General features: G+C 44.3%; 26 protein-coding genes. 23 read left to right on the plus strand and 3 right to left on the minus strand.

The genetic code is table 11. The annotated features are described in order from the left end of the window. Nucleotide 1: 1 nt before the first annotated feature. The 16 genes from A8F94_RS01835 (at nt 2) to A8F94_RS01910 (ending at nt 16450) form a co-directional block, all read left to right on the plus strand. A complete protein-coding gene (locus tag A8F94_RS01835) occupies nt 2-952 on the plus strand; it encodes an NAD(P)H-dependent flavin oxidoreductase (protein ID WP_066194654.1) in 951 nt (316 codons plus the stop codon). 283 nt (nt 953-1235) lie between these two features. Further along, nucleotides 1236-2243: an ABC transporter substrate-binding protein gene (locus A8F94_RS01840; RefSeq protein ID WP_066194656.1), complete on the plus strand. Its 1008-nt coding sequence runs from the start codon at nt 1236-1238 to the stop codon at nt 2241-2243. 81 nt (nt 2244-2324) lie between these two features. Continuing rightward, nucleotides 2325-3356 carry an ABC transporter permease gene (locus A8F94_RS01845; RefSeq protein ID WP_066194659.1) on the plus strand — a complete coding sequence of 344 codons (1032 nt, stop codon included), beginning with the start codon at nt 2325-2327 and terminating at the stop codon, nt 3354-3356. Continuing rightward, a complete protein-coding gene (locus A8F94_RS01850; protein WP_066194662.1) occupies nt 3331-4125 on the plus strand; it encodes an ABC transporter ATP-binding protein in 795 nt (264 codons plus the stop codon). Before A8F94_RS01845 ends, A8F94_RS01850 begins: the two co-directional genes overlap by 26 nt. Nucleotides 4126-4163: 38 nt before the next feature. Next, nucleotides 4164-4550, plus strand: coding sequence for a thioesterase family protein (locus tag A8F94_RS01855; RefSeq protein WP_066194665.1), 387 nt, complete (start codon nt 4164-4166; stop codon nt 4548-4550). 16 nt (nt 4551-4566) lie between these two features. Next, nucleotides 4567-4788: a hypothetical protein gene (locus A8F94_RS01860; RefSeq protein WP_066194667.1), complete on the plus strand. Its 222-nt coding sequence runs from the start codon at nt 4567-4569 to the stop codon at nt 4786-4788. Nucleotides 4789-5100: 312 nt separating this feature from the next. After that, on the plus strand, nt 5101-6243 hold the full coding sequence (locus A8F94_RS01865; protein ID WP_066194671.1) for a Leu/Phe/Val dehydrogenase: 1143 nt from the start codon (nt 5101-5103) through the stop codon (nt 6241-6243). A 38-nt stretch (nt 6244-6281) separates the two neighbouring features. Then, complete coding sequence (gene pdhA / locus A8F94_RS01870; protein WP_066194674.1) at nt 6282-7349, plus strand: pyruvate dehydrogenase (acetyl-transferring) E1 component subunit alpha; 1068 nt, start codon at nt 6282-6284, stop codon at nt 7347-7349. Then, nucleotides 7349-8344, plus strand: coding sequence for an alpha-ketoacid dehydrogenase subunit beta (locus A8F94_RS01875; protein ID WP_066194677.1), 996 nt, complete (start codon nt 7349-7351; stop codon nt 8342-8344). Before pdhA ends, A8F94_RS01875 begins: the two co-directional genes overlap by 1 nt. A gap of 11 nt (nt 8345-8355) precedes the next feature. Beyond that, nucleotides 8356-9597 carry a dihydrolipoamide acetyltransferase family protein gene (locus tag A8F94_RS01880; RefSeq protein WP_066194680.1) on the plus strand — a complete coding sequence of 414 codons (1242 nt, stop codon included), beginning with the start codon at nt 8356-8358 and terminating at the stop codon, nt 9595-9597. Continuing rightward, entirely contained in the window at nt 9598-11037 is a 1440-nt protein-coding gene (locus A8F94_RS01885) for a dihydrolipoyl dehydrogenase family protein (RefSeq protein WP_066194683.1), read from the plus strand. A gap of 30 nt (nt 11038-11067) precedes the next feature. Next, nucleotides 11068-12183 (plus strand): 4-hydroxyphenylpyruvate dioxygenase, encoded by a 1116-nt coding sequence (hppD, locus tag A8F94_RS01890; RefSeq protein ID WP_066194685.1) that lies wholly within the window; start codon nt 11068-11070, stop codon nt 12181-12183. A 452-nt stretch (nt 12184-12635) separates the two neighbouring features. Next, nucleotides 12636-13739: a histidinol-phosphate transaminase gene (gene hisC, locus A8F94_RS01895; RefSeq protein ID WP_066194690.1), complete on the plus strand. Its 1104-nt coding sequence runs from the start codon at nt 12636-12638 to the stop codon at nt 13737-13739. Between the two features lie 2 nt (nt 13740-13741). Beyond that, nucleotides 13742-14371: a flavin reductase family protein gene (locus A8F94_RS01900; RefSeq protein WP_066194692.1), complete on the plus strand. Its 630-nt coding sequence runs from the start codon at nt 13742-13744 to the stop codon at nt 14369-14371. Beyond that, a complete protein-coding gene (locus A8F94_RS01905) occupies nt 14368-15300 on the plus strand; it encodes a fumarylacetoacetate hydrolase family protein (protein ID WP_066194695.1) in 933 nt (310 codons plus the stop codon). The genes A8F94_RS01900 and A8F94_RS01905 overlap by 4 nt, the downstream gene beginning before the upstream one ends. Nucleotides 15301-15304: 4 nt before the next feature. Further along, nucleotides 15305-16450: a homogentisate 1,2-dioxygenase gene (locus tag A8F94_RS01910; RefSeq protein ID WP_066194698.1), complete on the plus strand. Its 1146-nt coding sequence runs from the start codon at nt 15305-15307 to the stop codon at nt 16448-16450. 86 nt (nt 16451-16536) lie between these two features. Here A8F94_RS01910 and A8F94_RS01915 read toward each other — a convergent pair whose 3' ends face one another. Beyond that, nucleotides 16537-17394 (minus strand): DegV family protein, encoded by an 858-nt coding sequence (locus A8F94_RS01915; RefSeq protein ID WP_066194700.1) that lies wholly within the window; start codon nt 17392-17394, stop codon nt 16537-16539. Between the two features lie 314 nt (nt 17395-17708). Here A8F94_RS01915 and A8F94_RS01920 point away from each other — a divergent pair, with 314 nt between their 5' ends. The 4 genes from A8F94_RS01920 (at nt 17709) to A8F94_RS01935 (ending at nt 21249) form a co-directional block, all read left to right on the plus strand. Continuing rightward, on the plus strand, nt 17709-18905 hold the full coding sequence (locus A8F94_RS01920) for an MDR family MFS transporter (protein ID WP_302621299.1): 1197 nt from the start codon (nt 17709-17711) through the stop codon (nt 18903-18905). A gap of 95 nt (nt 18906-19000) precedes the next feature. Further along, a complete protein-coding gene (locus A8F94_RS01925) occupies nt 19001-19402 on the plus strand; it encodes a cytosolic protein (RefSeq protein WP_066194704.1) in 402 nt (133 codons plus the stop codon). A 418-nt stretch (nt 19403-19820) separates the two neighbouring features. Continuing rightward, a complete protein-coding gene (locus A8F94_RS01930; RefSeq protein ID WP_066194707.1) occupies nt 19821-20264 on the plus strand; it encodes a hypothetical protein in 444 nt (147 codons plus the stop codon). Between the two features lie 340 nt (nt 20265-20604). After that, on the plus strand, nt 20605-21249 hold the full coding sequence (locus A8F94_RS01935; protein WP_066194710.1) for a phosphatase PAP2 family protein: 645 nt from the start codon (nt 20605-20607) through the stop codon (nt 21247-21249). A gap of 62 nt (nt 21250-21311) precedes the next feature. Here the strand turns inward: A8F94_RS01935 and A8F94_RS01940 are convergent, their stop codons facing one another. Next, the gene (locus tag A8F94_RS01940) at nt 21312-21617 is read right to left on the minus strand and encodes a spore coat protein (protein WP_066194712.1); all 306 of its coding nucleotides are present in this window, start codon (nt 21615-21617) and stop codon (nt 21312-21314) included. Further along, nucleotides 21614-21820, minus strand: a complete 207-nt coding sequence (locus tag A8F94_RS01945; protein ID WP_066194715.1) for a hypothetical protein — start codon at nt 21818-21820, stop codon at nt 21614-21616. The genes A8F94_RS01940 and A8F94_RS01945 overlap by 4 nt, the downstream gene beginning before the upstream one ends. Nucleotides 21821-21950: 130 nt before the next feature. On the opposite strand from A8F94_RS01945, the gene A8F94_RS01950 reads away from it, so the two are divergent. The 3 genes from A8F94_RS01950 to A8F94_RS01960 are packed head-to-tail and all read left to right on the plus strand — an operon-like array spanning nt 21951 to nt 23699. Then, nucleotides 21951-22175, plus strand: coding sequence for a spore coat protein (locus tag A8F94_RS01950; protein ID WP_066194719.1), 225 nt, complete (start codon nt 21951-21953; stop codon nt 22173-22175). Further along, the gene (locus tag A8F94_RS01955; RefSeq protein WP_066194723.1) at nt 22175-22537 is read left to right on the plus strand and encodes a spore coat protein; all 363 of its coding nucleotides are present in this window, start codon (nt 22175-22177) and stop codon (nt 22535-22537) included. Before A8F94_RS01950 ends, A8F94_RS01955 begins: the two co-directional genes overlap by 1 nt. 22 nt (nt 22538-22559) lie before the next feature. Continuing rightward, entirely contained in the window at nt 22560-23699 is a 1140-nt protein-coding gene (locus A8F94_RS01960) for a zinc-dependent alcohol dehydrogenase (RefSeq protein ID WP_066194727.1), read from the plus strand. The last annotated feature ends 21 nt before the right edge of the window (nt 23700-23720 follow it).

The raw sequence follows: 23720 nt of genomic DNA on the forward strand, positions 1-23720 counted from the left end.
TGTGAATAAATTGACGAAACTGCTGAATATCCGCTACCCAATCATCCAGGGCGGGATGGGCAATATTAGCAATGCCACCCTTGCGGCTGCGATTTCCGAAGCTGGCGGTTTGGGAACAATTGGTGCCGGAACAATGGCTGCTGATGAGGTGGAAAGTTTGATCCTCGAAACAAAGAACCGGACTTCAAAACCTTTTGCTGTGAATGTGGCGCTTGGGGTATCACCATTTTCTGAAGAAATCCTTGCCCTGGCCATCAAGCATAAGGTACCTGTCGTCTCCCTATCAGCCGGCAACCCTGCCCCACATATCACAAAGCTCCATGAGGCAGGAATTAAAATTATAGCCGTCACAGCTTCAGTTAAGCATGCAAGGAAGGCCGAAGAGGCGGGTGTTGATGCAATTGTTGGTGAAGGCTACGAAGCCGCGGGCATCAATTCCCCATTTGAAACAACAACATTGACATTGATTCCCCAGTTGGCGGAAGCAGTCCGGGTTCCCGTTATAGCTGCCGGGGGAATTGCTGATGGCCGCGGGCTCGCTGCTGTCCTTGCTTTAGGTGCTTCAGGTGTACAGATGGGGACCCGATTTATTACTGTTAAGGAGGCTCCCTTTCATTCGATTTATAAAAAAATGATTGTGGACGCCGATGACTCTTCAACGCTTGTAATAGGCAGGCAGCATGGAAGGATCAGAAGAGTACTCAATGCTCCGTATACGAGGAAGCTTCTTGAGCAGGAACCGGCGTTAACAATTGCGGAATTCATGGAAAAAACATCGGAACAGTATCATAAAACAGGGGCAATCGATGGAGATATCGAGGAGGGGTTCTTGAATGCTGGGCAAATTGCTGGATATATCAAGGACATTCCGACTGTTTCAGACTTGTTTGCCCAAATGCTTGAGGACTCAAAAACTACCCTGCAACACTCAATAAATCAGCTTACATTTTAGCTGCCTTACCCGTTTCCTTTAGCGCTTAAACGCGTATAAGCGTTAATTTTGCGAGATACTAAAATTTTTCTTGCCTTTCGTATTCTATTGCACTATAATTTTAAAAAATTACTAAATTTTTAGAATATTGTTTGACTGTAAATTATGGTGGATGATAGTATAACGATATAAACACGGTGACTATAGTTAATATCATATGATTTCATCCACCAAGAAACTTACATAAGGTTGAACAGTACAGCATCCAACCTGGATGCCACAAAAAGTTTTGGGGGGAAATAGGATGAGGAAGTATGTAAAAACGATTGGGGTTTCACTGGCAGCAATGTTACTGCTGGCAGGATGCGGAAACAATGAATCTGCAGGAGGAAGCTCAGGTGGATCGGGTGAAAATGAACAAAAAACCTACAAAGTAGGCATATCTCAATTTGCACCACACCCATCGCTTGATGCGGCAACAGAAGGTTTTAAGAAGGCGCTTGAAGAAAAGGGCATTAAGGTAGAATTCGCTGAACAAAACGCCCAGGGTGACCAACCGAACGCTCAGGTGATAGCCCAGAACTTTGCGGGTGATAAAGTTGACCTCATTTTTGCAAATGCAACACCTAGTGCGATTGCGGCATTGAACGTAACAAAAGAAATTCCAATCTTATTCACATCCGTTACGGATCCCGTTGGTGCAGGACTTGTAAAAGCCTTTGATCAGCCAGGGGAAAATATTACAGGTACGACAGATAACCATCCGGATGCGACCAAGAAAACAATTGATTTCATTACTAAGGAAGTAGGAGCAAAGAAAATCGGGATAGTCTACAATTCCGGCGAGCAAAATTCTGTTGTCCAGGTTGATGCAGTTGAGGAGCTGGCAAAGGCAAATGGAGCTTCAATCGTAGAGGTTTCTGTTTCAACCACTGCAGAAGTAAAGCAGGCTGCCGAGTCACTGGTCGGCAGGGTCGATGCTCTCTATATTCCTACTGATAATACGGTGGTTTCAGCTTTGGAGTCGGTAATCTCGGTTGCGAACGACAAGAAAATCCCATTATTTGTTGGCGAGCTTGATTCTATGAAAAAAGGCGCTGTAGCAGCGAGCGGTTTCAGCTATTATGACTTGGGATACGAAACCGGCCTGATGGCAGTTGAAATTTTGACAGGCAAGAAAAAGCCTTCCGATATTCACGTAGCCTTGCCTCAAAGTCTGGCTCTCATGATTAACAAAAAGGCTGCCGAGGCCCAAGGACTGACTGTAAAAGATGAATGGAAAAATATTGGCGAGTTCTATGAAGGTGAATAAGCTCCATTCTTAGCTGGAAGCAGTAAATGCCCGTTATGGAAAGAAAACCATGCGGGCATGGCATAGGAAGGATGATTCGAAGTGTTTACAGCAATATTTTCATCGTTTGAGTCAGGCATCATCTATGCAATCATGGCACTCGGTGTATACCTGTCATTCAGGATCCTCGACTTTCCAGACCTGACAGTAGACGGCAGCTTCGTGATTGGAGCTGCCGTGGCGGCAACGATGATCGTCAACGGTCAGAATCCTTTTATTGCGACTATTACGGCATTGGTTGCAGGATTCTTGGCGGGCTGTATGACAGGGCTGCTTCATACTGTTGGCAAAATCAATGAATTACTATCTGGAATATTGATGATGATCGCTCTTTACTCAATCAACCTGAGGATTATGGGCAGGCCGAATGTTCCGCTCCTAAATCAGGAAACTTCCTTGACCACAGTAAAAGAGGTTTCGGAAAAATCAGGGATTGATGCGTTTTTTAATAATGTATTGACAGCAGTAGGCCTTGGCGGGAACTTGCCGTCTTCATGGGGTATCCTGTTGTTCATGATCGTTGTTACGCTTTTAATTAAATTTTTTACAGACTGGTTCCTGAAAACTGAAGTCGGGCTTGCGGTCAGGGCAACTGGCGATAACAAAAAAATGATCAGCAGCTTTTCAGCAAATACAAATATCCTTATTATCCTTGGCCTTGGGATCTCAAATGCCATGGTTGCTTTCTCAGGTGCATTGATTGCCCAGCAGGGCGGGTTTGCTGACGTTGGTATGGGGATTGGGATGATTGTCATTGGTCTTGCTTCTGTTATTATAGGCGAAGCGTTGTTTGGAACAAAGACGATTGCCAGAACAACCCTTGCTGTCATTGGGGGAGCCATCATCTACAGAATCGTCGTCACGCTGGCATTGAGAGTGGATTTCCTGGATCCAGGTGATATGAAATTGATTACAGCGCTGATTGTTATCACAGCACTTGTTGGCCCGAATCTCTATCGAGGGATGAAGGAAAAAAACAGAAAGGCTAAGAAGCGTGCAGAACGGCTTTCCCTTCTGCAGACACAGGGTGTAAGGAAGGGGGAGAGCCATGCTGCGCTTAAATCAGATTCATAAAGTATTCAATGAAGGTACACCTGATGAGAAAGTAGCCATTGACCATGTTGACCTTGAACTGAAAAGAGGCGATTTCGTTACTGTCATTGGAAGTAACGGAGCTGGCAAATCGACACTCATGAATATCATCTCGGGAGCCCTACAGCCTGATGTGGGGGAAATCTTCCTCGACGGTAAAAATGTTACCGGAATGTTGGAACACACCCGCTCGAAGTTGATTGGCAGGGTATTCCAGGATCCGATGGCCGGTACCGCACCAAGCATGACAATAGAAGAAAATCTGGCAATGGCCTACTCTCGCAACAAAACCAGAACGTTGCGCCAGGGCGTCACCAAAAAACGAAGAGAACTTTTTAAAGAAGTACTTGAAACACTTCACCTCGGACTTGAAAACAGGCTGAATGCAAAAGTCGGTCTTCTTTCCGGCGGGGAACGGCAGGCGCTGTCACTTTTGATGGCAACATTCACAGAGCCATGTGTTCTTCTTCTGGATGAGCATACAGCAGCGCTTGATCCTTCAAGGGCTGAACTGATTTCAAACCTGACCAGACAAGTCATTGATCAATATGGGCTGACTACACTGATGGTCACCCACAATATGCAGCAGGCTATCGACCTCGGAAATCGATTAATCATGATGGATAAGGGACAAATCATTCTTGAAGTCAATGAAGAGGACAAAAAGAAACTGACAATTGAAACCTTGCTGGAAGAATTCCAACGGATTCGCGGAACTCAAATGGCAAATGACCGGGCTCTTCTAACGTAAGGCAAATGAGGATATACGAAAAAACGGGGGACAGCAATATGAAGCCTGGAATGGCAATTGGCCAATCTGAAACTCTTCAGCTGAAAGTCACTCCTGACATGTTCGCCGAATTTGGCGGTCAGGTTGTCCATCCTGCCTATTCCACAGCATGGATGGTCTACCATATGGAGTGGGCCTCACGTTTGATTATCCTTCCTTACCTTGAAGATGGTGAAGAAGGGATGGGGGCAGAAGTTTCTTTGAAACATATCGCCCCGGCAAGAGACCAAGATGAAATCACAGTGACTGCCACAGTCAGTTTGCTCGAGGGAAATGCTGTCTGGACAGATGTACAGGCAAGAACCACTTCAAAATTAATAGGTGCAGGGTCTGTAAAACAAGTCATATTGCCTAAATTAAAGATTAATAAATTGCTAAAAACATAGAATATAAGAGGAACTAATGAATCTTAATTTAATTGAAGTGGAAGGCGCGAGCTCGTTCGAAAATGCAAAAAACGCATTTTCTCCTGCGGTGCTTTTTCAGGAAGATTATTCAACGTCCCGTGGGAGCAGCGGGACAGGTGAGACCCCACAGGCGCTTGCGCCGAGGAGAAAGAAATGCGAAGGCGACTGCCCAGCTCCGACAAGCGCTGCAGGGCCTGAAGCGGAAGTCGTTCTTTGACTTCAGCCGAAGGACCGAAGCGACCTCGAGGAGCTAGGAACCGCAGCTAGACAGGCTCACCGCACGCCCCACGGAAAGCGAAGCGCCTGTAGCGAAAATTAAAAGGTTAAACTTATTCGTTCCTCTTATATAATTACAGATTGCGATAACAAAGAAACAGCCTTTCACGGTATGTTTCTTTGTTGCTGTATAGGGATTCAATTTGCTTTAAAGCGGTGAAGCGGTTTAATCTAGGGCAGAAATGGAACGTTACTTTTAACAAAACAGCCATTGTCATCCAGACAGGCACAGGCTTTTGAAAGGAGAGACAAAATGAAAGCGTTATCATATACGGGAGGAATTGGCACCATGGATATATTCACTCAAATAAGCGGGCATGAACAGGTTGTTTTTTGCAACGATGAACAGACCGGATTGAGAGCAATCATTGCGATACACAGTACAAAGCTTGGCCCTGCACTCGGCGGCTGCCGGATGCGGCCATATGAAAGTACAGAAGCAGCACTCGAGGATGTATTGCGCCTTTCAAAAGGAATGACATATAAATGCGCCGCTGCCGATGTGGATTTCGGTGGAGGAAAGGCTGTAATCATTGGAGATCCAATGAAAGACAAGACACCAGAGTTATTCAGAGCATTCGGCCAGTTTGTCGAGTCATTAAATGGACGGTTTTATACTGGTACAGATATGGGGACTACCCCGGAGGATTTTGTCCATGCAATGAAGGAAACAAATTGCATTGTCGGTGTAGACCAAGCCTATGGAGGAAGCGGCGACTCTTCGATTCCAACGGCTCAAGGAGTTTTGTATGGAATTCAGGCAACGAATTATGTGATATGGGGAACCAATAACCTTTCGGGTAAAAGTTATGCAATTCAAGGGCTGGGGAAGGTAGGTTTTAAAGTCGCTGAACATCTGCTCAAGGAAGGAGCAGACCTTTATGTAACTGATATTAATGAGGAAGCGATCAACCGCCTTGCTGAACAGGCGAAGGCGATGGGGTCGGCCATAAAAACGGTGGCGGCAAATGAAATTTATTCTGTTCCTGCAGATGTCTTTGTCCCTTGCGCGCTTGGCGGAGTTATTAATGATGATACGATTCCGCTGTTTAAATGCCATGCTGTAGCAGGTTCCGCAAATAATCAACTGGCAGAGATCAGACATGGAAAGCTTCTCCAAGAAAAAGGCATTCTCTATGCACCTGATTATATTGTAAATGCAGGCGGACTTATTCAGGTTGCCGATGAATTGTATACCCCAAATCCGGAAAGAGTGCTTCAAAAAACAAAGGCAATTTATGATTGTCTGCTTGATGTGTATAAACGTGCAGAACAGGATGGGCTTACGACCGTGGAAGCGGCCAATCATTTCTGTGAGGCAAGAATCGAGGCCCGCTCAAGGAGAAACAGCTTTTTTACCCATGCCAAGCCTCCAAAGTGGGCAATCAGGTCATAGCGGTTGGCGATTATTTTATATAAAAGGGGGCGAACGCCGTGGAGGAAACATTCCCGGTACTTCACATCATGGATGAACAAGGCAATGTAACAGACCCTTCATGGAAACAAAGAATTTCGAAGGAACTTGCGATTACATTTTATAAACAAATGATACGGATTAGAACACTTGACAGGAAGGCTGTCAGTTTGCAGCGGCAGGGCAGGATTGGAACGTACGCCCCATTTGAAGGGCAAGAAGCATCCCAGGTCGGAAGCGCTCTTGCATTGCGCCCGGATGATTGGTTTTTTCCCACATACCGGGACCATGGCGCAGCACTAGTATTCGGCCATTCGCTTCGAAATATCCTGCTGTTCTGGAATGGCAGGAACGAAGGCTGTATTCCGCCCGACGGAAAAAAAATCTTCCCGCCTGGCATCCCGATTGCAACCCAGATTCCCCATGCAGCAGGTGCCGCCCTGGCTGAAAAAATGAAGGGAACATCATGTGCCGCATTAACTTATTTTGGCGATGGGGCAACCTCAGAAGGCGATTTTCATGAAGGGCTGAATTTCGCCAGTGTCATGAAAGCTCCGGTTGTCTTCTTTAATCAAAACAATGGCTATGCCATCTCGGTACCGGTTGAAAAGCAAATGAATTCTAAAACAATTGCCCAAAAAGCGGTCGCATACGGAATTCCAGGTGTTCGGATTGACGGAAATGATGTGTTTGCTGTTTATTTCGAAACGATGAAGGCACTAGAGCGGGCGAGAGCAGGCGAAGGCCCGACACTCATTGAAGCCATTACATGGCGTTATGGCGCCCATACAACAGCGGACGATCCATCCAAGTACAGGGACCAGGCTGAAAGCCATGAGCGAAGGAAGAGAATTGATCCAATTTTAAGGCTTGAGAGATTCCTGAAAAATGAAGGTTTTTATGATGAAGAGGAGCTTAATGCCTTTGAAGAGGAAGCAATAGCTGAAATCGACCGCGGAGTAATGGAAATGGAACAATTTCCTCCCGCAAATCCGGCAGACATTTTTGACTTTGTTTTTGAAAGGCCGGTCTGGCCGCTTGAAAAACAGAAACAGGAATACCTTCAGCTAATGAAAGGAGGGCAATGATGGACACTGTCACGAAGACGAAGACAATGACAATGGTTCAGGCGATAAATGACGGCCTTTCTGAAATGCTAAAGAACCGCAGCGACGTCATCCTCCTTGGTGAGGATATTGGCAAAAATGGAGGGGTGTTCCGGGTAACGGATGGCCTGCAGGAACAATTTGGAGAAATGCGGGTAATCGATACTCCGTTATCTGAAGCCGGCTTCATTGGTGCAGCAATTGGCATGGCAGCAAACGGCTTCAGGCCAGTGGCCGAAATCCAGTTTCTTGGGTTTATTTATCCAGCTTATGAACAAATTATGACACATGCTTCACGGCTACGAATGAGAACGTATGGACACTTTACCGTACCGATGGTTATCCGGGCTCCTTATGGGGCAGGTGTACGCGCCCCTGAAATTCATTGTGACAGCACGGAAGCGTTGTTCACGCATATGCCCGGCCTGAAGGTTGTTTGTCCTTCGTCTGCCTACGACGCAAAGGGGCTGCTCATTGCGTCAATCCTTGATCCGGATCCTGTCCTGTACCTTGAGCCGATGAGGCTTTACCGCTCAGTCAAGGACGAAGTGCCAGAAGGAATTTTCGAAGTAGAGATTGGCAAAGGAAAGAAGCTTCAAGATGGGGAAGATGTAACGGTCATTTGTTGGGGAGCTATGGTCCCGATTGTGATGGAAGCCGCCAAAAATATGGCGAAAAAAGGGATTCGCTGTGATTGTCTGGATATGAGGACATTATACCCGCTAGATAAGGACTTGATTGCCGAATCCGTCCAAAAAACCGGAAGAACTGTAATCGTACATGAAGCCCATGCTACCGGTGGTGTTGGCAATGATATTTTATCCATCATCAATGATACTTCTTTCCTTTATCAAAAAGCCCCGGTGGAACGGGTGACCGGGTTTGACAGCCCCGTCCCTTATTTCGGTTTTGAAGACCATTATTTGCCGACACCGAAGCGGGTGGAAGCCGCAATTGAAAAAGTCATGCGTTTTTAGGAGGTGGCAGAATGGAGGTTAAACTCCACGACATAGGTGAAGGTATGGCAGAGGCAGGCATTAACTGCTTTCTCGTCAAGCCCGGCGACTTTGTAAAGGCAGATGACCCTTTGCTTGAAGTACAGACAGACAAAATGACCGCGGAGATTCCATCTCCAGCTGCGGGAATTGTCAAGGAATTCAAAGTAAATCCCGGAGATACAGTTCCGGTTGGGACGACCCTGCTCATTTTGGAAGCATCCGCAACATTAGGGAGGCAACCAGAGAAAGTCGCCGCAATTCCTGAATATAAAAAAGGCGGCGCTGAAGTTGAGGGGCCAAGTTCCGTTAACGGAACCTCACAAGTAAAACCTATATTCCCAAGAATTCTTGCTTCGCCCTATACCCGCAAAATTGCGAGAGAGCATGGCATTCGGCTTGAAGATGTCACCGGGACAGGGCCAGCGGGCCGGATAATGGATACTGACGTTTACAATTTTTTAGAAAACCTCACAACCAACGACTCTCAACAACAAACAGGCTTAACTGAAGCAGAGCCTAAAATAGACCAACCTCAAACAGTAAAGCCAGTTCCGTTCCGGGGAAGGCGCCGGCAAATTGCCAAAAACATGCTTCATTCTATCCAGACCATTCCTCATTGTACACATTTTGAAGAAATCGATGTTACGAATCTCATAGAATTCAGAAAAGAACTTAAGGCATCCAACATACAACTATCTGCTACGGCTATATTTATTAAAACATTATCGGTTTGCTTAAAAGAGTTTCCGATTTTTAACGCCATTCTGGATGAAGAAAACGAGGTTATCAATCTAAATGACCATCATCATATCGGGACAGCAGTTGATACTGAGGATGGATTGATTGTCCCGGTCATCCGGAACGTCCAAGCCAAATCGTTAACTGAAATCCATTCCGAAATGAAGGCGCTTACAGAAAAAGCATTGAGAAATCAGTTAACTATTAAGGATATCCAGGGTGGAACCTTCACAGTCAGCAACGTGGGCCCGCTTGGCGGCAGCATAGGAGCTACCCCGATTATTCAGCACCCCCAGGTTGCCCTAGTCTCCTTCCATAAAACGAAAAAGATGCCGGTTGTAAATGAGCGCGATGAAATTGAAATACGCTCGATTATGAACCTTTCCATGTCGTTTGACCATAGAGTGGCGGATGGGGCGTCAGCGGTGAAATTCACAAATAAATTCGCAGCATATATCGCAAACCCTCAGCTGCTATTACTGGAGTTGGTTTAGATGGTTGTCGGTGAAATGGCAAACCAGGCAGATCTTATCGTCATTGGCGGCGGTCCCGGCGGGTATCATGCAGCGATCCGGGCAGCACAGCTTGGCCGCCATGTATTGCTTATCGAAAAAGCTGATTTAGGCGGGATTTGCCTGAATAAAGGATGCATCCCTTCAAAAGTATTGACTACAGCCTCTGCCAGAATGGAAGATTCCAAGAAAAATGCCGCCCTTGGCATTGAGGCTGAAAGCATACGTTTAAACTTTGAAAAATTAAGAGAGTACCAGCAAAAGACGATACAGGGATTACAAGCTGGAATTGAAGCCCTTTGCAAGGCCAATAAAGTGCAAATTGCAAAGGGGACAGCGGTGTTTCTTTCCGAAAACCGGATCGGTGTTGAGGACGGGGACCACTATGAACTTTATGATTTTAACCATGCAATCATTGCAGCAGGAGTCCGCCCAGCGAAGGATAGCCGGTTCAGGAATGGGAAACGGGTTGTGGATTCCTGGTCGATCTCGTTTTTGGACGATATTCCAGAGCACCTTGTTATATATGGTTCAGACATCATTCAACTTGAGATGGCGATGGCTTACCGGGGGCTCGGCTCGAATGTAACCTTGCTTTTACCCGAAGGCACGGAAGACATTCCGTTTGATTCATCGATCGCTAAGGAACTTTTTCGTATTTTTAAAAAAGAAAAAATTACTGTCATGAAAAATTGTTCCATTAAGGAGGTGGTTGAACAGGAAGACGGAGTTTCGGTCGAAACGTCAGATGAAACTGTTTTTGCCTCACATTTCTTTTATCAAGAAATGAAGCAGCCAGCCAGTGATGAGCTTGGGTTAAATCGAATAGGACTACGTCTTGACAACGATGGTTTTGTAGAGGTCGATGAGCGGTGCAGAACGAATTTAGGCAGGATTTATGCGATCGGGGATAGTACAGGAGCTCCTTTTCTTGCTTCAAAAGCGATTAAACAGGGGAAGGTTGCAGCGGAGGCTGCTTGTGGAAGCAGTACGGCGATTACAGACTTCCGTTTTCTTCCCAAGGTTGCATTTACCCGGCCGCCGATCGCTGCGGCAGGCCTGACTGAAAAAAGAGCAGCGGTTGAAGGCTTTTCAATCAAGGTTAGCCAGTTTCCGCTCTCATCAAATGGTTTTAGCGGGCTTTCAGGGAAACGCGATGGTCTTGTTAAAATTATTACCGAACAAGGTACTGATGTTATTCTCGGAGTTCATATCATTGGTGAAGGAGCACATGATTTGTTGTTTGGAGGGGTGTTAGGACTTGAGATGGGGGCCCGGGAAGAAGATTTTACATTTCCTGTCTACCCGCATCCCGGTCTTTCCGAAGCGCTGCTTGAAGCAACTGAAGGAATTGCTGGGAAAGCTGTCCACCTGAAGCCTCAAAAACGTGCTGAACGGGAGCCAGTAACTGAGAATTTTTAATCATTAAAAAAACCAAAGGAGGCTACATATATGCAAGAGCAAAAAATGTCAGTGAATGAAGTAACAGAAGATTTTTTCCCGGTGAGGGACGTTGATTATATGGAAATTTATACAGGCAATGCCAAGCAGGCTGCTTATTATTTCTGCCGCGCATTTGGTTTCCGGACTGTTGCTTATTCCGGCCTTGAAACAGGAAACCGCAAAACAGTTTCGTATGTGCTTCAGCAGAGAAAAATCCGCCTTGTCATCACCGGCTCGTATGGCGAAGATGGCGAAGTTGCTTCTTTTGTAAAAAAACATGGTGACGGAGTAAAGGATATCGCTCTGCTGGTTGATGATGTTGAGAAAGCATTTTCTGCCGCAGTAGAGCGTGGGGCAATTGCATTGGAGGCGCCAATAGTCCTCAACGACGAATACGGAACAGTAAAAAAAGCCGTCATTGGAACGTATGGCGATACAATCCACTCATTAATTGAACGGCAGGATTATAAAGGGGCATTCATGCCTGGTTTTGAGAGATACACGGATACCGTCCACGTTCCTGACACTGGTTTAATTGCTGTTGACCATGTTGTCGGAAATGTTGAGGCGATGGAGGAGTGGGTGGAGTATTACGAAAAGGTAATGGGCTTCAAGGAGATGAAGCATTTCTCGGATGATGATATCTCGACCGAATATTCCGCGCTCATGTCAAAAGTCATGCACAATGGCGGCCGGATCAAGTTCCCAATCAACGAGCCGGCGGAAGGAAAACGGAAATCGCAAATCGAGGAATACCTTGAGTTTTATAACGGCCCTGGCGTTCAGCACTTGGCAATTCTGACTGAGGACATCGTTTCAACGGTTTCTGCCCTTAAGGACAATGGAGTGGAATTTCTGTCAACACCGGACGCCTATTACGATGACCTTGCAGAACGAGTAGGAGAAATTGATGAGGAAATCTCGAAGCTTCGCGAATTGAGCATCCTCGTTGACAGGGATGATGAAGGTTACCTGCTTCAAATTTTCACGAAACCAATCGTCGATCGCCCAACGTTGTTTATTGAAGTCATCCAGCGAAAAGGGGCAAGAGGCTTTGGGGAAGGCAATTTCAAGGCGCTCTTTGAATCAATCGAACGCGAGCAGGCACGAAGAGGGAATTTGTAATCCTTTACGGCTTTTTTATCGAGGACCCAATGTATTTAGCTGCTTGGGTCCTTGATGGACGACCGTATCTGCGAGCCTAGCACTTTTCGGGCGTTGATAGCACCTTATCAACGACCGTATCTCTCAATCTTGCCATTTAAGGGCGTTGATACGACCTTGTCAACGACCGTATCTCTCAATTTTGCCATTTAAGGGCATCGATAGCACCCTATCAACGACCGTATCTCTCAATTTTGCCATTTAAGGGCGTCGATAGCACCCTATCAACGACCGTATCTCTCAATCTTGCTATTTAAGGGCGTTGATAGCACCTGTTCACCGACCGTATAAGTGAGGCTAGCCACTTATGAGCATTGAAGGGAACCACACCGGCGGCCGAGACAATCTGAATTGGATGTTACGGTCATTGAGGTTCCAAATAAAAAATAATTGAACTGGAGTGGGTAAAGGGAATGACTGTACTAAAACCGAGGGATGAGCTTGCTGCAGTCGTCCCATACCCTGTTGGAGCTTCCCCGGAAGAACGCCAACTAGCATCAGGTTTTAAGCATATTTTCAGAATGGCTGATAACGAGAATCCTTACGGGCCATCTCCATTCGCACTTGAAGCCGCAAAGCAGGAATTGGCAAGAACAGCGATTTATCCTGATGGATCGTATGCGAGTCTACTCGGGGCATTAAGCCGCCACCATCATCTTTCGAATGATCATTTTGCTATCGGGAATGGATCAGACGAAATCATCCGCCAGCTAACAAGGGCCTATATTAGCAAAGGCGATGAAGCGATTATGGCGGACTGCACGTTTCCGCGCTACAGGACAAATGTTTTGATTGAAGGCGGGATGCCTGTCCTCGTTCCTCTTAAGGATGGTGTCCATAATCTCGAAGCCATGTACGAACAAGTGACACCGAAAACAAAAATGATTTTTGTCTGCAACCCAAATAATCCAACCGGGACGATTGTCGATAAAGAAGCACTGCTTCGTTTTATTGACCGTATACCCCCTAATATCATGATTGTGATTGATGAGGCTTATGTGGAGTATGTGACACCCGGTTGTATGATTGATGCTGAATCCATTTTGGTTAATTATAAAAACTGCGTATTCCTGAGGACTTTTTCAAAAGTGCACGGACTTGCCGGGCTGCGTGTTGGTTACGGGATGATGGACCCTGGACTAGCCAATGAGTTGAAAAAAGTGAAGGATGTTTATCAGGTTAACCGAATTAGCGCTGCAGCAGCGGCAGCTTCCCTGAATGATCAAGAGCATGTGATTGAATCGGCTTCAAAAAATCAAACTGAACGAGAGTATCTGGCCAAGAGCCTTTCCAGACTCGGGTATAAGCCCCTTCCTTCTGAAGCCAACTTTCTGTTTATCCCGGTCACGTTTCGAGCTCTTCTTCTCGAGAAAAAGTTTGCGGAAAAAGGAATTTTTATAAAAGCACTGTCTTCGCCTTCATACCCTGAAGGGCTCCGAATTTCGCTTGGAACGAGGAAAGAGAACGATGTTTTCCTTGCTGAACTTTGTTCCATTGCCCCGGAAAGGGTGATTTAACGATGGAGTTTACACCTGAAGCCATGCAGTGGAGGGACTGCTATAAATTGCTGACAGGAGCGATTGTTCCGAGGCCAATCGCTTTTGTTTCCACGATAAATAAAAAAGGTGTAGCCAATGCAGCTCCGTTCAGCTTTTTTACGGCAATCAGTGCCGACCCAATGCTTATCTGCTTTTCACCGATGAGGCGCGGAACGGACGGAGCCAAGAAGGATACATTAACAAATATTGAAGAGACAGGGCAGTTTGTCATTAACATTGTCAGCGAACAAATGGCTGAAAAAATGAATATATGCGCTACTGAATTTCCTTCAGATGTTGATGAATTCGAAGCGTCAGGCCTTTCGAAAGCACCCTCCAAAAAAATCGCATCCCCCCGGATCAAAGAGTCGAAGGTGAACTTTGAATGCGAACTGGAACAGGTGCTGCATTTTGGGGAACATGCTGGTGCAGGAAGCCTTGTGATTGGGAAGGTTGTTTATGTTCATGTGGATGACCAGCTTCATGACAAGGGGAGGATTCTTGCTGAATTTCTTGAACCAATTGGCAGGCTTGCCGGCAATTCATATACACGGCCGCTAGCCTCGACATTTGAACTTGAACGGATTGTAAGTGATGGTGATAAAAAATGAGATTTATAACCTTTGAAAAGAAAAGTGGGGAACAAACGGCTGGCTGGCTGTTGGATGACAAGCATGCCGTTGATATGAAAGAAGCATCTGCAGGCCGATTGCCCGGAACAATGCTTGAATTTCTCAACGATTCAAAAACAAACCTGCAATTGGCTAACGCAATCAACAGTCAATTAACTGTAGGCTCACCAGGGGTCTATCCGCTGGAAGAAGCAAACCTTCTTGCCCCGCTCCCAAACCCGCGAAGCTTCCGTGACTTTTATGCATTTGAAGCGCATGTTAAAACTGCCCGTGAAAACAGGGGCCTTGGCATGATTCAGGAGTGGTATGAGATCCCAGTGTTTTATTTTTCAAATCACTTGGCAATTAAAGGGCCCAATGAGGAAATCGAAAAACCTTATGGCAGTACCAAGCTCGATTACGAGCTCGAAATTGCTTGTGTAATCGGAAAAAGCGGGAAAAACATTCAGGTTGGCGAAGCGGATGATTATATTTTCGGATATTGTATTCTCAACGACTGGAGCGCCCGCGATTTTCAGCAAAAGGAAATGAAAGTCGGGCTCGGACCTGCAAAAGGAAAGGATTTCGCTACTTCAATTGGGCCTTGGATTGTAACGGCTGATGAAGTAAGCAGCCTCAAGGCCGGTAAAGGGTTTGATTTGGAAATGAGGGCACTTGTTAACGGCAAGCACCTTTCAAAAGGGAATATGAAGGACATCCACTATTCATTTTCCGAGATGCTGAAGCGTGCTTCCGAAGGCGTAACGCTTCATCCGGGAGAATTGATTGGATCCGGGACAGTCGGGACCGGCTGTATTCTTGAGCTTGGAGAAGAGGTACACCGCTGGCTTGAGCCGGGTGATGAAGTAGAGCTCCAGATTGATAAACTTGGAACCTTAAAAAATGTAATAGCAGGGGAAATGGGGTGAATTAATGTTTTATAGGCAAATGGGGAAAATCCCCCGCAAACGGCACACGATTTTCAGAAAAGAAGACGGCTCACTTTACAGGGAGCAGGTAATGGGGACAAAAGGATTTTCGGGAACACAATCGATTTTGTATCATGCACATATGCCGACAGAGGTAGTAAAAGCAGAAAAAGTGATTCCTTTTCTGCCGGAATACGAAGAACAAGGACCTCTCAGGCATAGGCATTTTTATACACCTGAGCTGAAAACAACTGGCAATGCACTTGATGCCAGGGAATACTTGATGGGTAATAGCGACTTATTAATCGGCACGGCCAATGTAAGTTCGGCGATGGAGAGTTATTACCGAAACGGTGATGGCGATGAAATGCTTTTCATCCACCATGGCTCCGGAAAACTGGAAACAATGTTTGGATCCCTTACCTACAGGCCAGGGGACTATTTAGTGATTCCAATCGGAACGATATACCGTCTACGCCCTGATTCAGAAACAAAAATCCTGTTCGTCGAGTCGTATTCGCAAATCACCACCCCCCGGAGGTATCGGAACGAATATGGACAGCTCCTTGAGCATAGCCCGTTTTGTGAAAGGGATATAAGGGGACCTGAAACGCTTCAACCTTTCGATGAGAAAGGCGAATTTGAAGTCCTGACAAAAACAAGAGGATATCTTCACCAGCATATCCTCGGCCATCATCCTTTTGATGTGGTCGGATGGGATGGCTACTTATACCCGTGGGCATTCAATATTGAGGATTTTGAGCCAATTACTGGCAGGATCCATCAGCCGCCGCCAGTCCATCAAACATTTGAAGGTCATAATTTTGTTGTTTGTTCGTTTGTACCAAGGCTTTATGATTACCATCCCGATGCTATACCCGCCCCATACTTCCATAGCAATGTAAACAGTGACGAAATGCTGTATTATGTGGAAGGCAACTTCATGAGTAGAAAGGGCATAAAGCAAGGATCGATCAGCCTTCATCCAAGCGGAATCCCGCACGGTCCGCATCCTGGGAAGGCCGAGGCAAGCATTGGAAAAAAAGAAACTCTTGAGCTTGCGGTCATGATCGATACATTCCGGCCTCTAAAGGTTTTTAAAAAAGCAGGGGAGATCGAGGATCAAGACTATATGTATTCATGGCTATAATAATTTGTTGGCTTTCCGAAACAGCTGCGGAGAGCCTTTTTCATTTTGAAATAAAAGAGGCCGCCATTCGGCAGCCCGTTCAAACCTTATTTATGCTCATTATGCCAGATAATCGCTACAGTTCCTTCGCCAGCATGAGCGGCAATCGTGGATGAAATTTCGCCGATGAATGTTTTTAGCCCCGGAAAAGCTGCTTTTAGAGCTGCTTCCATTTCCTTTGCTTTATCGATGACATTTCCATGCATAATCCAAACCTCTTCTACTCGGTTCTCGCTGTATGCTTCACCGAAAAGCTCGACAAGCCTTCCACTGGCCTTCTTCTCTGAACGTACTTTCTCATACAATTCAAACTCACCATTGTTATTGATTCTGATAATCGGCTTTATTTTAAGAATGCTTCCGAGCAGGTATTGCGTACCTGACATCCGTCCGCCTTTATAAAATTGATCAAGGTTTCCAAGCAAAATATAGTTTTGGCCGTTGTCTGCTTCTTCACGGAGGATGGTGGCAATGTCGGTTACACCCAGGCCAGTTTCCGCAAGTTCCATGCCTTTTTCTATCAGGGCAGTAATCGCATAGGACAACGACTTTGAATCAACTGCTTCAACACGGAAACCAGCCATTTCCGCTCCGGCAATACAACTTGACATCGTTCCGCTTAGTTTTGAGGAGATATGGACAGCTATTGCGCTCTCATAATTTTCCTTCAGTTTTTCAAAAAGTGCAGAAAACTTTCCGGAAGAAGGCTGTGATGTTTTCGGAACTGTTTTATCGTTGTTAATTCTGCGATAAAGTGTTTCTGTATCAAGATCGACTCCGTCTTCATACGCATCATTCCCGAAGATAATTTCAAGCGGCACTACATAAACATCGGGGCTTGCTTTTAGTTTTTCAGTTAAAAAAACTGTACTGTCGGTAATCCAGGCAATCTTTTTTTTCGTCATGTCAAATGTTCCTTTACGGCGAAATTTTTAGGTTTTTGGATGTTGCTTCATGCTTCAATCCAAGCAGAAATCCTTTATTTTAACATATTAAACTTATCTACTATCTTATCATCTAAATAGTAGATAAGAAATAAAACTTATGAATCTGTCTTTATTTTTCCTAAAAGCAAGGCAATGTAAACATTTCATTGCCGTTTCGGATACCAAAAGGTAAAATAAGCTAGCGATTGAAGTTTTTGAAGTGAATAAAAGGGAGGGAGATTCAGATACTTTCGCAACTCAGGAATTTACATCCGCTCACCATAAATATATTAATTGGAACGATGTTCGGCAGGATGGCAACTTCGATGAGTATTCCGTTCCTCGCCATTTACCTCACACAGATAAAACATGTTTCTCCAGGTTTGACCGGACTGATTATTGCTGTAAGCTCACTCGTGGGAATTTGCACAAGCTTTGCTGGCGGCTATTTGTCTGATCGGTTTGGGAGGAAAATTATCTTATTCCTCTCCATATTCCTATGGGCAGGAGTGTTTGTCCTATTTGGAATGGCCGAGACCATTGCAGGATTCTTTGCTGCAAACGCATTGAACGGTTTCTGCAAATCAATATTTGAACCTGCTTCAAGAGCCCTGCTTGCGGATCTTACTGAGCCAAAGAACAGGCTGGCGATTTTTAATTTCCGTTATACGGCCATAAATGTCGGAGTTATTTTTGGACCGTTACTTGGGTTTTACTTTGGTTCTTCGGAAAGCACGTCAGCTTTTTTTATCGCCGCAGGTGTTTACGTTCTTTATGGAATTTCTCTTGTTATAACCTATCAACATACAGGTTACAGCGGCATCCAGAAAGGAGCTGTGAATCAAAAGCCTATTCGTTTTTCGGCAGCAGCCCGAATTGCAGTCAATGATAAAATTCTGCTGCTTACCCTGGTGGGAAACATACTGGCGGTACTTGCATATGCTCAATTTAATTCAACTCTCCCGCAATTTCTTTCGGGTTCACTTGGCGGCGAGAAGGGTGCGGCATTGTTTTCAGGGCTATTAATCTTAAATGCAGTCACTGTCATTACTGTTCAATACCCATTGCTGGCCTTCGCGAAAAAATTTCCGCCCATTCTTTCCATTATGGCCGGCAATCTTCTTTCAGGTTTTTCTGTCTTTCTTTTTGCATTTTCGGAGTCGGTTCCTGCCTGGGGCGCGGTCATTTTTCTTTTTACAATTGGAGAGGTATTGATGTTTTCTATGACAGATGCCTTTCTGGATTCAATTGCAAAACCAGAATTAAGAGGTACATACTTTGGGGCGATGGGTTTTACACAAATAGGCAATATCGCAGGGCCTTCACTTGGAGGCTTCCTGCTCGGTTATTTCGGTTTTGGTGAGCCTTTGCCCATTTTCGGTTTATTGGCGGGAATCTCTTTATTGGGAGTCCCAGTCCTGTTTTCAGTAAAGTTGCTCATGCGTAAACCGCTAATTTCTCGTGAACCTCCAAAAAAGACGGTTGGGTAACTATAAAACGGTCTTTGAACACGATACGGATAATTTGTTGCTCTAAAGGGTATATTGTTTTTGTTATGGACGAGAAAAATAAAGGAGGGTTTTACATGCAATCTTTCGTTGTTGGCTTCCATCAGGAAGATAAAGTTGATTCCATGCAAATCCAGAAACTAAATGAGGAAGACTATAATAAAGCCACTGAAGGCGGAACACGGCATTTGTTTGAACTCGATACAAACATCGGTTTTTTCGTCTTTTTTGATGCAGAAGACGCGGATGGCGTTGTTTCACACTTATTGCTTCAATATGAAGAAAACAATGAAGAGCCAACTGCTTGTTATTCCTTTGCTATGAAGGATTTTTATGAGTTCATGGCTCTCTATCTGAATGACCTGGAGTTTAATGAGGAAGTAAACGAAGAAGAAGAAGAAGAGGAATATGGCCCAATCCACCATCTTGCCCACCTCTTATACCACATTGTCGAAGAAGGGGAGTCCCTCGAAGCGTAATAAGAAGGAAAGCATCCTGCCAGCCAGGATGCTTTTTTTAAACCAATAAAAATTGACTTCATACCCTAAGTAACGGGTTCGGTTTCGAGTACAGAAACGTAATTCGCATTCAAATTAGCAGTCCAATTCGCAACTGAATTGGACTGTATCTTTTTATTGATTTAGCGGGGGTTTCTGTTCATTTAATGGTGTTTTAGCATTAAAATTCGTACCCCTTTTAGCAGAGTGACTGAAGTTATTGTCAGTGTGTTAATTCGTATGCAAATTACTATGCGAATTGGCGAAATGGGAAGTGGGGTTTTTGGATATTTATGTTAAAATGATAGAGAGGCTTATTCAATTAACGAAGGCAGGATAGTTCAATAAATACATTTCAGAATATTTATAGAGTATCTATATAAAAGGGGGAGGAAACGGGTTGAACCGAAAACTAACTATTGCTGTTATATGTGGAGTTGTCATTTTAGCAGGAATCATATTCATCTTGGATAGAATGAAATACGCTAATTATAAAGAAGCCGTTTCTGATATGCTAAGTGATGGTGAACAAGTGAAAAAAATTGAAATCCTATGGACAATAAGAGACGATAATCAGCGGTATATACAGAAAACAGCTACTATAACTGATGGAAATATTATTAGAAAAATATTGGAAGTACCTTCGGAGATGAAATTAAAAAAGCACGATAAAACTCCTGGCATTGAATACTGGCTAACGGTTTATACAGACTCAAAAATTGATGGTATTGTTTTTGGGGATAGTGATATACAAATAGGTAATAGTTTTTTTAAAGTCACAGATGAAAACTTGCTTGAAAAAGTTATTAAGAATGAAGATTTAGAGTGGATAATGAAAAATTAAAGATGTCCCTCTATTCAACAAACGTTTGCTGATTTTTAACCATGTGCTACTATAAAACAGGCTCGGAGCAACTGGCTCCGAGATTTTTTGTGTGCTAATTTTACTGTTAAAGTACTTGCTAATTCAACTGCGAAAAGCACTGCTAATTCAAATTTTGTACTTCAAAACCGAACCCGTTACCTATATAGGCGGAGTTTTTTATTTTGGAAAAAATCTCAAAAAAGTGGAAAATTACAACATTTGTGGATAATTTATGTTATACTTACTTTGTTTCCGTTAGTTTGAATAAATGGGTAAACAAGCAGCAAATATCAAAATGGAGGGAGTAGGCAGGATTTTTATGAAGACAGTATTGAGAAAAACTCCATATTTGCTATTTTTGCTCGTCATACCTGTTTTAGGTTTAATTTATCAGTTTTTAAATACACATCCTACCGAGGCTGTCCAAATATCAACCGCCCTTGATGGATATATACCATTTATGCCAATATTCATCATCCCATATATCCTCTGGTATGCCTATGTATTTGTTTATCTAGTATACTTTTGTTTTAAAGATACAAAAATATACTTGAAGACGTTGATTCTAATCGTAGTGGGAGAACTTATTTGTTTCACAATCTATTTCTTTTTCCAGACAACTGTTCCGAGACCGCAATTGCAAGGTGATGGCGTCCTAATCGATCTCGTCCGTTTCATTTACGCAAATGATCAGCCATTCAACTGCTTTCCGAGCATCCATGTACTGACTACATTCGCAATTATGATGGGATCTCTTCATATTAAGGAAAAACATCCACTAACAATCATGGTCATTCATATACTGGGATCGCTAATTATTATCTCAACTCTTTTTGTTAAGCAGCATGTCATTCCTGACATGATTGGTTCGATGTTCCTTGTAACCTTTTTATATGGGATTCTGTTTGAATTTTATCAGGTGCCTGTCGAGGAGAAGAAGACTGTCTTTGCCAAAAATAAATAAGAAAATTTTAGAAGAGGCTGCAAATCAATGCAGCCTCTTTTTCGTGTTTTTTGTGAAACGGATTATTGCATTTTTTCCTGAAGCTTCAGAGCGGTCTCTGCAGTGCTTACATCAAGCTGGAATTGGTTGCTTAAATCTGTCGGATAATAGTAACCCTTGGCAGTCATATAATCACTGATTACAGTATGAGTTTGAATTGCCTCCCGGAGCTGTTCTTTAAGGGCAGCACGGACTTCGGGCGTGGCTGTTTCTGTAATGACAGCCGCAAGGTTCCTGATTCCCGATTTTGCAGTAATAAGAAAGTCCATAGCAATGACCTGGTCCGTCATGCCGCCCATACCAATTAAATTTTGAATAAAATGATTCATGAGCTCGTCCCCTTGTCAGTAAAAAACGCCTGAAGGGTCTGGATGTGGCGTGCCCCTGTTTCGGCATCAGTCTCAAGGATAAATTTAAGTTCTTCATCAACAGCAAGTTTGCCCATCAATGCTGATTTTGTCAGACATACATTCTTAAAGGCGAGATACTCATGTAACTCAAGAGCCTCGTGGATACCGAGATGTTTTGTCAAAAGTGATCACTCCCTATACTGATTCGGGTTTATATTGTACTTTATTGATCCATTTATTCATTTAGTTTCTGCATAATCGCAAAGAGTATTTGAGAAATTAAGTTTGAATGAATGTTGGGAGGTAGGAAACATGGAACATGAAAGCCTGGCTTTTCATGAAACGTTCGAAACGCATGAACTTATTAATTGCAAAACAGTATCCTTGGTGCGTGCGAAACTAATGCAGGGGATTTGTTTTGATAATGATCTAAAAGCGTTAATGGAAAAGGAAGTTCAGCAATCCATAACGGCTCTGAATGAACTTAAGAGTTTGTACAGAAGGGCTAGGACGGATGATAAAGAGGTGACTCATTAATGAATCAGGACTTTTTGGATCCAAAGTATGCTGAGGGAATGCCAAAAATGGCAGACGCCTCATTCGCGATGGATTTTTTATTGTCTGTGAAAAACGGAATTCGGAATTATGGTTTTGCGATTACAGAGGCAGCCACTCCCGAGCTGAAACACGCGATGGAGCGGCAGATGATGGAAGCGATTGATTTGCATGAAAAACTGGTGAATCTAATGATAAAAAAAGGCTGGCTGTATCCGCATGATCCCGGAAAGCAAATTGAACTCGATATTAAATCAATGGATATGGCCTTAGCGATTGCCGATATGAAACTTTTCCCGAACGATACAGACAGACTTGGAACGTTCGCTACACCAAATTATTAGTGAGAAGGAGGGACAAAATCTAATGAAGGCAGTTACATATCAAGGAATTAAAGATGTTGCCGTAAAGGAGGTCGCGGATCCAAGAATCGAAAAGAGCGATGATATCATCATAAAAGTAACGACTTCAGCCATTTGCGGATCCGACTTACACCTCATTCATGGGATGATCCCAAATACACCCGCCGATTTTATCATTGGACATGAACCATTGGGCATTGTAGAAGAAGTAGGGCCCGAGGTAACGAAGGTCAAGAAAGGGGATAGAGTGATCATCCCTTTTAACGTTGCGTGCGGGCATTGCTGGTTTTGTGAACATGACTTGACGAGCCAATGCGATAATTCTAACCCACATGGGGAAAATGGAGGATTCTTTGGCTATTCTGAAACCTTTGGCGGCCATCCTGGCGGGCAGGCACAGTACATGAAGGTCCCTTATGGAAACTTCACTCCTTTCAGGATACCCGATAACAGTGAGGTTGAGGATGAAAAACTGGTGCTGATTGCCGATGCAATGTCGACAGCCTATTGGTCAGTCGACCATGCTGGAGTCAGGGACGGTGACACAGTTATAATCTTTGGATGCGGCCCAGTCGGCCTTCTTGCTCAAAAGTTTGCCTGGCTTAAAGGGGCAAAGCGGGTGATTGCCGTTGATTATATCGATTACAGGCTTCAACACGCAAAGAGAACCAACAACGTAGAAATTGTTAATTTCGAGCAGCATGAACACACTGGCATGTACCTAAAGGAATTGACCAAGGGCGGAGCAGATGTTGTCATTGACGCAGTTGGTATGGATGGTAAAATGACGCCGATGGAATTTCTTGCGACCGGCCTGAAGCTGCAGGGCGGGGCACTCGGACCGGTTGTGATGTCTGCGCAGGCAGTACGCAAAGGAGGTACCGTTCAGATTACCGGTGCTTACGGTGCGAGGTACAACGCCTTCCCGCTGGGTGATTTCTTTAACCGGAATGTTGATATTAAAATGGGACAGGCCCCAGTCATTCCATACATGCCGTATTTATATGATTTGGTTGCACAGGGAAAAGTAGACCCCGGTGATGTCGTTACCCATGTGATTCCACTGTCCGAAGCAAAACGCGGATATGAAATCTTTGACACAAAAACAGAGGATTGTATTAAAGTTGTTTTAAAACCGCATTAAAATATCCAGACGGCCCATAAC

It is taken from the genome of Bacillus sp. FJAT-27225 (genome assembly GCF_001685025.1).
Lineage (GTDB): Bacteria > Bacillota > Bacilli > Bacillales > Cytobacillaceae > Bacillus_D.